This window comes from Allosphingosinicella sp., from assembly GCF_036570505.1.
In the GTDB taxonomy this organism is placed as follows: domain Bacteria; phylum Pseudomonadota; class Alphaproteobacteria; order Sphingomonadales; family Sphingomonadaceae; genus Allosphingosinicella.
Genome location: NZ_DATCYB010000052.1, coordinates 59,071 through 68,020, shown reverse-complemented (window position 1 = coordinate 68,020; position 8,950 = coordinate 59,071). Strand labels below are relative to the sequence as shown.

At 66.0% G+C, this 8,950-nt stretch carries 7 protein-coding genes and 2 pseudogenes; 2 read left to right on the top strand and 7 right to left on the bottom strand.

Annotated elements, in window-relative coordinates; all coding sequences use genetic code 11:
• Positions 1-899 (top strand): annotated as a pseudogene (locus tag VIR62_RS05660) (hypothetical protein); the annotation flags it as partial.
• A gap of 123 nt (positions 900-1,022) precedes the next feature.
• Positions 1,023-1,616, top strand: coding sequence for a fasciclin domain-containing protein (locus tag VIR62_RS05655; RefSeq protein WP_431869430.1), 594 nt, complete (start codon positions 1,023-1,025; stop codon positions 1,614-1,616).
• 15 nt (positions 1,617-1,631) lie between these two features.
• Here VIR62_RS05655 and VIR62_RS05650 read toward each other — a convergent pair whose 3' ends face one another.
• From VIR62_RS05650 to VIR62_RS05620, 7 genes and pseudogenes are all read right to left on the bottom strand, one after another.
• Positions 1,632-2,543 (bottom strand): MFS transporter, encoded by a 912-nt coding sequence (locus VIR62_RS05650; protein ID WP_431869429.1) that lies wholly within the window; start codon positions 2,541-2,543, stop codon positions 1,632-1,634.
• An 85-nt stretch (positions 2,544-2,628) separates the two neighbouring features.
• Positions 2,629-2,787: pseudogene (locus VIR62_RS05645) on the bottom strand (tetracycline resistance MFS efflux pump); the annotation flags it as partial.
• Between the two features lie 129 nt (positions 2,788-2,916).
• On the bottom strand, positions 2,917-4,905 hold the full coding sequence (locus tag VIR62_RS05640) for an acetyl-CoA carboxylase biotin carboxylase subunit (protein ID WP_431869427.1): 1,989 nt from the start codon (positions 4,903-4,905) through the stop codon (positions 2,917-2,919).
• Between the two features lie 10 nt (positions 4,906-4,915).
• Positions 4,916-5,929: a biotin synthase BioB gene (gene bioB, locus VIR62_RS05635; RefSeq protein ID WP_431869425.1), complete on the bottom strand. Its 1,014-nt coding sequence runs from the start codon at positions 5,927-5,929 to the stop codon at positions 4,916-4,918.
• Complete coding sequence (gene scpA / locus VIR62_RS05630) at positions 5,926-8,070, bottom strand: methylmalonyl-CoA mutase (protein ID WP_431869423.1); 2,145 nt, start codon at positions 8,068-8,070, stop codon at positions 5,926-5,928. The genes bioB and scpA overlap by 4 nt, the downstream gene beginning before the upstream one ends.
• Positions 8,071-8,214: 144 nt before the next feature.
• Entirely contained in the window at positions 8,215-8,634 is a 420-nt protein-coding gene (gene mce, locus VIR62_RS05625; RefSeq protein ID WP_431869422.1) for a methylmalonyl-CoA epimerase, read from the bottom strand.
• Entirely contained in the window at positions 8,634-8,879 is a 246-nt protein-coding gene (locus VIR62_RS05620; RefSeq protein ID WP_431869420.1) for a hypothetical protein, read from the bottom strand. Before VIR62_RS05620 ends, mce begins: the two co-directional genes overlap by 1 nt.
• Between the last annotated feature and the right edge of the window lie 71 nt (positions 8,880-8,950).

The window sequence follows — 8,950 nt, the reverse complement described above, 5'->3', positions numbered from 1 at the left end:
GTCAGGATCGCCGCGAACGACAGCGGCGCCTCGCCGCCCGCGAGCGGCGTCAGGATGTACGGCAGCGCCACGCCGCGCGCGAACGCTTGCAGGATCGTCGCGAGCGCCGTTTCGCCGCCCGTGAACGCGCTCAGGAGGGCCGTCAGTGGCAGCGCCGGCTGGCGCGCGACAGGTGGCAGGAGCGTCGCGCTTTCCAGCGGCGTCTTGCCTCCCGCGAACGCTGGCTCGACCGGGAGCGTTATTATGCCCGGCAGGCGCGCCGCTATCGCCGTGCCAGCTACGACTGGGACGATTACGACTATCGCTATCTCTACCGGAACGTCGAGCCGGCCTATTTCTATTCGGCCAGCGACTTCTATCCGATCGGACGGTCGGCTCCTCCCGCCTGGGCGCCGGCCTGGGGCCGCCGCTACAATGTGCCCTACCGGTATCAGGACATCTATTACGACACGCCGTACAGCTATTATCGCTATGACGACGGCTATATCTATCGGGTCAATTCCGGCTCGAACATGATCGCCGACGTTATCCCGCTGCTCGGCGGCGGCTTCGCGGTCGGACAGCTGATGCCGATCGGCTACGACGCCTACAACGTGCCCTATCCGTATCGGGATTATTATTACGACACGGACGATGCCTATTATCGCTATGGCGACGGCGGCATCTTCCAGGTCGATCCGGCGACCGGAATGATCGAGGCGATCGTGGCGCTCTTGGCGGGCGATCTCAATATCGGCCAGCCGCTGCCGACAGGCTACGACGCCTATAACCTCCCGTTCCAGTATCGCGATCAGTATGTCGACAATGACGACTATATCTATCGCTACAATGACGGGAACATTTACCAGGCGGATGCCCGGTCCGGAATGATCGAGAACGTCATCTCTGCCATGATCTGATCACGGTCCGCGACAATGGAAGGGGCTGTTCCAAACGGGAGCGGCCCCCTTTCCTCGTTTTCGTGACGCAACCGGCACGGTCGCTCGTGCGTAATTGCCGGCAACAGCGAAGGGAGTGCCTGAATGGCTATTCGAAAGAGCTTTCTGGCGATCGCGGTGGCCACGGCCGCATTGGCCGGATGCGGAACCGAGGACCGCGCGGAACAGAATGCGGCGGGCCCCGCCACGACCGGCAATGCCGCGGGCACGGCGCCGGGCGAAGCGACGCCGGAGGCGACCATCGCCCAGGCCCTTGCCGGTTCGGCGGATCATTCGACGCTGGTGGGCGCCCTGCGGGCAGCCGGGCTGGAGGCGACGCTCGCGGGTCCGGGTCCCTACACCATCTTCGCACCGGCCAACGGAGCATTCGAGAAGCTTCCGGCCGGCACCGCCGAGAACCTGATGAAGCCGGAGCAGAAGGCCCAGCTGACCTCGATCCTCACCTATCATGTCGTCCCCGGCGTCGTGACCGCGGCCGATCTCGCCCGCGCCGTGGAGGCCGCGAACGGCAAGGCGATGCTGGCGACCCTGGCGGGCGGCAATTTGACCCTGACCAGCGCGGGCGGCGGCCTGGTCGTGACCGACGCCAAGGGCGGGCAGGCGCGCGTGATCCAGCCGGACGGGATTCAATCCAACGGCGTCGTCCACGTCGTCGACGCGGTGCTGATGCCGAGCTGACCGCGCGCGAAGAGTCTATTCCGCCTCGACCGACACGCGGCGCCCGCCCTCACGGCCGATCAGGGCCGCGCCGAGCAGAATCACGGCGGCGATGAAGAAGGATATGCCGGCATGCGGAAAAGGCGGCTCCGGGCCGACCGACAGCGAATAGACGAAACCGAAGAAGAGCGGCGAGGCGATGCCGGCGATGCTGGCGACGCTCATGTTGGCGCCCTGCAACTGGCCCTGCTCCGATTCCGATACCCGCCGCGTCATCAGCGACTGCAAGGTCGGCATGGCGAAACCCCACAGGGCATTGGGCACGATCGCGATCGCGAAGGCCAGGCCGGTGGGGGCGAGGCCCATCGCGGCCAAGCCCGCGGCTCCCCCGGCGAGGCCGAAGATCATCGTCTTGCGGTCGCCCCACATCTTGACGAGCGGCCCGACAAGCACGCCCTGGACCAGCATGTCGAGCGCGCCGGCCAGCGCCAGCACCAGCCCGACCTCCCAGGCGCTCCAACCATAGCGATAGGCGGCATAGAGCACGAACACGGCCGAGAAGACGTGGTGGGCGAAATAGAGGAGGAAGTTCACCGCCGAGAGGCCGGTCAGTTCGGGATGGGATCGAAGCAGCTTCAGCGCCCCGAAAGGATTGGCCCGTCGCCATGAAAAATCCATGCGATTCTCCGGCCTCAAGGATTCCGGCAGCACGAAGAGGCCATAGAAAAAGGCCAGCGCGCTGAGCGCCGCCGCCGCCCAGAAGGGAACGCGCGGACCCCATTCGCCGAGCACGCCGCCGACAAGCGGACCGGCGATGAAGCCGGCGCTGAACGCGGCGCCGATCAGGCCATAGGCGCGGGCGCGGCCCTCGGGCGGGGTGATGTCCGCCATATAGGCGAATACGGTCGTGAAGCTGGACGAGGTTATCCCGCCGAGGATGCGCCCCACCGCCAGCCACCACAGGTTCGGGGGCGAGCGCCATCAGCGCGAAATCGGCGGCGAGGCCGGCGGTGGAGATGAGGATCACCGGCCGTCGTCCGTAACGGTCCGACAGCGATCCGATCACCGGCGAGAAGATGAACTGCATCCCCGCCCAGAGCGTGACGAACAGGCCGTTATAGATGCCGGCCTTGGCATTCGACCCGGTGAACTCCTCGACGAGCGCGGGGAGCACCGGGATGACCACGCCCATCGCCATGATGTCGAGCACGGCGGTCACGAAGATGAAGACGATCGCGGGCTTGAGGCGCGAGCGCGGGAGAACAGACATGGCTCGCTCCTTGGGAGGGAGCGGGCTCATAGTCGCTTCAGAGCCGGCGGGCTAGCTGCCCTCGAACTCCAATATTACGGCATCCACCGCGAGGCTGTCGCCGGGCTGGGCCTCGACCGTCTTCACCACCCCGGCCTTCTCGGCGCGGAGGATATTCTCCATCTTCATCGCCTCGACGACGGCGAGGGGTTGCCCGGCCTCGACCTTGTCGCCCTCGCCGACATGGAGGGCGGTGAGCAGCCCCGGCATCGGGCAGAGCAGAAATCTGGAGAGGTCGGGTGGGGTCTTCTCGATCATGTGGGCGGCGAGCTTTGCCGTGACAGGATCGAGGAGCCGCACCGCGTGGCGGGCGCCGCGGGTCGTGAAAAGCCAGGACGAACCCTTGCGCTCGACCTGGACGGTCAGCGGGTCGCCGTCGATCAGCGCTTCGACGACGCGCTGGCCGGGCGTGTAGCCGAGGTCCAGGGTCATGGGCTGGCCATCGACGGTAATGCCCTCGCCATTGACCGAGACCTCGAAATCCTGCCCGTCGATACGCGCGGTCCAGTGCGCGGGCGGGTCGAGCGGCTCACCAAGCTGGCCGTCGATATTGCGAGCCCGGGTCGCCTCGGCGGTGGCGATCAGCGCGCCGAGCGCCGCCAGCTTATGCCTTAGCTCCTCGTCGGCCGGGGCGCCGGTGAAGCCCTCGGGATATTCCTCGGCGATGAAACCGGTGGTGAGGCGGCCTTCCCGGAAGCGCGGGTGCTGCATCAGCGCGGACAGGAAGTCGATATTGTGGCCGATGCCGTCGAGGACGAAGCTGTCGAGTGCTTCAATCTGCGCGTCGATCGCGGTCTCGCGGTCCACACCCCACGTGATCAATTTGGCGATCATCGGATCGTAGAACATACTGACCTCGCCGCCCTCGACGACGCCGTCGTCGACGCGGACGCAGGCCTTTTCGGTGTGGCTTTCGGCCGGCGGACGATAGCGGACCAGGCGACCGGTCGAAGGCAGGAAACCGCGATAGGGGTCTTCTGCATAGACGCGGTTCTCGATCGCCCAGCCGGTGAGACTCACATCATCCTGGGTGAGTGCGAGCTTTTCGCCGGCGGCGACCCGGATCATCTGCTCGACCAGGTCGAGGTTGGTCACCATCTCGGTGACGGGATGCTCGACCTGGAGCCGCGTGTTCATCTCCAGGAAGTAGAAGCGTCGGTCCGCCCCGGCGATGAACTCGACGGTGCCCGCCGAGAAATAGCCGACGGCCTGCGCCAACGCGACGGCCTGCTCGCCCATTGCCTTGCGCATCTCGGGCGTGACGAAGGGCGACGGCGCCTCCTCGACCACCTTCTGGTGGCGGCGCTGGACTGAGCATTCTCGTTCACCGAGATAGACCATGTTGCCGTGCTGATCGCCGAGCAGCTGAATTTCGATATGGCGCGGGCCTTCGACGAACTTCTCGATGAAGACGCGGTCGTCGCCGAAGCTGGAAAGCCCCTCGCGCTTCACGCTCTCGAACGTCTCGCGCACGTCCTTCTCGGAATAAGCGAGCCGCATCCCCTTGCCGCCACCGCCGGCCGAGGCCTTCATCATCACCGGATAGCCGATGCCGCCCGCGATCTCGACCGCGTGATCGGTGTCCCTGATCTCGCCGATGAAGCCCGGCACTACCGACACGCGCGCCGCCTGCGCCAGCTTCTTGGACTCGATCTTGTCGCCCATCGCCGCGATCGCCTTGGGCGGAGGTCCGATGAACGCGATCTTGTTCTTGGCCAGTGCCTGGGCGAAGCTCTCCCGCTCGGACAGGAAGCCGTAGCCGGGATGCACCGCCTCCGCGCCCGTCGCCTTGCAGGCGTCGATGATCAGCTCGGCCTTGAGGTAGCTTTCGGCCGCCGGCGGCGGGCCTAGCCGCACCGCCTCATCGGCCAGCTTCACATGCGGCGCCCGCGCATCGGCGTCAGAATAAACGGCGACTGTCTTGATGCCCATCTTTTGCGCCGTGCGAATGACGCGGCAGGCAATCTCTCCGCGATTGGCGATCAGGATCTTCTTGAACATTCGGCCCTGCTTATTCGGCCGCGACGCGGGCCGGTTCCTCGCTGGTCATAGGGCGAAGACCGAGTTTCGCAAACAAAGCCGCATCAGCGCTCGTACCCGCATTGCCAGTGGTGAGGAGTTTGTCGCCGGTGAAGATGCTGTTGGCGCCGGCTAGGAAGCAGAGGGCCTGGGTCGCCTCGCTCATGCTCTCGCGGCCGGCGGAGAGGCGGACCATCGAGCGCGGCATGGCGATGCGGGCGACGGCGACGGTGCGGACGAACTCGATGTCGTCGATCTTGACATTCTGCTCGGCGATCAGCCGGTCGCCGAGGCTCGTGCCCTGGATCGGCACGAGGGCGTTGATCGGCACGCTTTCCGGATGCGCGGGCAGGGTCGCGAGGGTGTGGAGGAAGCCGATACGGTCTTCGCGGCTCTCGCCCATGCCGACGATGCCGCCTGAGCAGACCGACATGCCCGCCGCGCGGACGCGGTCCAGCGTGTCAAGCCGCTCCTGATAGGTGCGGGTGGTGATGACCTCGCCATAATATTCGGGCGAGGTGTCGACATTGTGGTTGTAATAATCGAGCCCGGCATGGGCCAGGCGGGCGGCCTGCTCGTCACTCAGCATGCCCAAGGTCATGCAGGTTTCGAGGCCCATCGCCTTCACCCCCGCCACCATCGCGCAGACCGCGTCCATGTCGCGGTCCTTGGGCTCGCGCCAGGCCGCGCCCATGCAGAAGCGGCCCGATCCCGCCGCCTTTGCTTCGCGGGCGGCGGTGAGGACCGTCTCCACTTCCATCAGCTTCTCGGCCTTGAGGCCCGACTTGGCGAAGGCCGACTGGCTGCAATAGCCGCAATCCTCCGCGCAGCCGCCGGTCTTGATCGACAGCAGGGTGGAGAGCTGGACCTCGTTCGCCGCGTGGCGGGCACGGTGGACCTGTTGTGCCTCGAAGAGGAGGTCGAGGAAGGGACGGTCGAATAGCGCGGCTATCTCCGCCCGTGTCCAATCCATCCGGAACGACCCATTTTCCTTGCACAAATTCATTCAGCGGCTTCCTCGATCGGGGGGAGATTGTGACCGAGCAGCTTCAGCACTTCGCCGGCCGCTTCGACCAGGTTGGTGCCGGGGCCGAAGATGGCCTGAACGCCAGCCTCTCGGAGCATGTCGTAATCCTGGGCCGGGATGACGCCGCCGACGACGACCTTGATGTCGGCGCGGCCCATGTCGCGGAGGTGGCCGATCAGCTCGGGCACCAGAGTCTTGTGCCCCGCGGCGAGGCTGGAGGCGCCGACCACGTCGACTTGCCTTTCCACGGCCATCCTTGCGCTTTCCTCGGGCGTCTGGAACAGCGGGCCCGGGACGACCTCGAAGCCGAGATCGGCGAAGGCGGAGGCGACGAGGTTGGCGCCGCGGTCGTGGCCGTCCTGACCCATCTTGGCGACGAGCAGGCGGGGCTTGCGGCCGAGGCGGCGGCCGACGGCCTCCACGCCCCGTTCGGCCTGGCCCCATCGCGGATCGCCCGCATAGGCGCCGCCATAGATGCCGCTCACCGGCTCCGGCACGGTATCGTAGCGGCCGAACACATCCTCCAGCGCGGCGGAGATTTCGCCCAGGGTGCAGCGCGCCCGCGCGGCCTCGACGGAGAGGGCGAGGAGGTTGGCATCTCCCTTGGCGCCCTCGCGCAGCGCGTCGATCGCGGCCTTGGCTGCGGTCTCGTCCCGGCTGCCCCGGGCCTTCTCGATGCGTGCGATCTGGCCGGCGCGGACCCTGGCGTTGTCGACTTCCAATATGTCGAGCGGGGACTCGTTTTTGAGGCGGTAGCGGTTGACGCCGACGATCACATCCTCTCCGCGATCGGCGCGGGCAGCGCGGGCGGCCGAGGCTTCCTCGATGCGGCGCTTGGGCATGCCTTCGGCGACCGCGGCCGTCATGCCGCCCATCGCCTCGACTTCCTCGATCAACGCCCAGGCCTTGTCGGCCAGCTCCTGGGTCAGCGCCTCGACATAATAAGAGCCGCCCAGCGGATCGACGACGTTGGTGATGCCGGTCTCCTCGGCGATGACGAGCTGGGTGTTGCGGGCGATGCGGGCCGAAAAGTCCGTCGGCAGCGCGATCGCCTCGTCGAAGCTGTTGGTGTGGAGCGACTGCGTCCCGCCGAGGACGGCCGCCATCGCTTCCACGGTGGTGCGGATGATATTGTTATAGGGATCCTGCTCGGTGAGGCTGACGCCCGACGTCTGGCAATGCGTCCTGAGCATCTTCGACTTGGGGTTCTTCGCCTCGAACCCCTCCATGATTCGGTGCCACAACATCCGCGCGGCGCGCAGCTTCGCGACTTCCATGAAGAAGTTCATGCCGATCGCGAAGAAGAAGCTGAGGCGCGGCGCGAAGGCGTCCACGTCCAGCCCCGTCGCCTTCGCCACGCGCACATATTCCATGCCGTCGGCGAGGGTGAAGGCGAGTTCCTGCACAGCCGTCGCGCCGGCTTCCTGCATATGATAGCCGCTGATCGAGATCGAGTTGAATCGCGGCATGTGGCGCGAGGTGTAGCCGATGATGTCGGCGACGATCCGCATCGAGGGTTCGGGCGGATAGATATAGGTGTTGCGGACCGCGAACTCCTTCAGGATGTCGTTCTGGATCGTGCCCGAAAGCCGGTCCTGCGAAACGCCCTGCTCCTCCGCGGCGACGATGTAGAAGGCGAGCACGGGCAGTACCGCGCCGTTCATCGTCATCGAGACGGACATTTCGCCCAAGGGAATGCCGTCGAACAGGATCTTCATGTCCTCGACCGTGTCGATCGCGACGCCCGCCTTGCCGACGTCGCCGGTGACGCGCGGATGGTCGCTGTCATAGCCCCTGTGGGTGGCGAGATCGAAGGCGACCGAGACGCCATGCTGCCCGGCGGCGAGGTTGCGGCGGTAGAAGGCGTTCGATTCCTCGGCGGTCGAGAAGCCGGCATATTGGCGGATCGTCCAGGGCCGGCCGGTGTACATGGACGCATAGGGCCCGCGCGTGAAGGGCGCGAAACCGGGAAGGCCGGGGTCGATCTCGCGCGTGTCCTCGGCCGTGTAGAGCGACTTCACGGCGATGCCCTCGGGCGTCTGCCAGGTGAGGTCTCGGCCTTTCACTTCCTTGGAAGCGAGGGCCTGCCAATCGGCCGGGGTGGGTTTCTTGTCACTCATCTCAAAAATATCCGTTCGAGGCGGAAGGGGCCCAAGCAACCTATCTGCACACGTCACCCCGGACTTGATCCGGGGTCCACCTTCTCTCGCCTGCCTCCCAAATGGAAGATGGATGCAAGATCAAGTCCGGCATGACGAATGGCTTCAATGCGCCTCTTTCGGCGTCTCCATCAACTCCACCAGAACGCCGCCCATATCCCTGGGATGCACGAAGATGACGGGCGTGCCGTGCGCGCCGATGCGCGGCTCGCCCAGCACCTTGGCGCCCTTCGCCTCCATCTCGGCCTTGGCGGCGTGGATGTCCGGCACCTCGAAGCAGACATGATGCTGCCCGCCGCCCGGGTTCTTCGCCAGGAAGCCGTGCAGCGGCGAATTCTCTCCCAGCGGCTCGATCAGCTCGATCTGGCTGTTGGGGGTATCGACGAAGCACACCCGCACCCCCTGCGGCGGCAGGTCGAACGGCTCGTGGATCTTGGTCGCGCCCAGCATGTCGCGATAGAGCGCGACGCTCTTCTCGATCGATGGGGTGGCGATCCCGACATGGTTCAGGCGGCCCAATTCCATCAGTTGCTCCGGAAGCCGAGGTTGAACAGGAGGTCCGCCGATATGCCGGCGACCAGGACGAAGCTCAGGACGTGAAGCGCGAGTAGGACGTTGAACTTCGCCCGTCCATCCTGCCGGTCGATGGACGCGCGATAGAGCGGAAGCCGCCCATCGCGCGCACCGCGTAGAATCCTGAGGGCGATCACTGGCAGCAAGACAACGCCAATCAGCCCGACGAGTAGCTCCTGAGAGGCGAATGTCGTCACGCGTCTGGCCGTCTTCAAAAGAGCGCGATGCTCTGATCGAGCGATCGGCTGGCGACCTCATCCGTCACCCC

Bases quoted from the DNA above. Each gene is read 5' to 3' on its own strand.
- VIR62_RS05640 (WP_431869427.1), bottom strand. From the start codon at position 4,905: ATGTTCAAGAAGATCCTGATCGCCAATCGCGGAGAGATTGCCTGCCGC.
- bioB (WP_431869425.1), bottom strand. From the start codon at position 5,929: ATGAATTTGTGCAAGGAAAATGGGTCGTTCCGGATGGATTGGACACGG.
- scpA (WP_431869423.1), bottom strand. From the start codon at position 8,070: ATGAGTGACAAGAAACCCACCCCGGCCGATTGGCAGGCCCTCGCTTCC.
- VIR62_RS05655 (WP_431869430.1), top strand. From the start codon at position 1,023: ATGGCTATTCGAAAGAGCTTTCTGGCGATCGCGGTGGCCACGGCCGCA.
- mce (WP_431869422.1), bottom strand. From the start codon at position 8,634: ATGGAATTGGGCCGCCTGAACCATGTCGGGATCGCCACCCCATCGATC.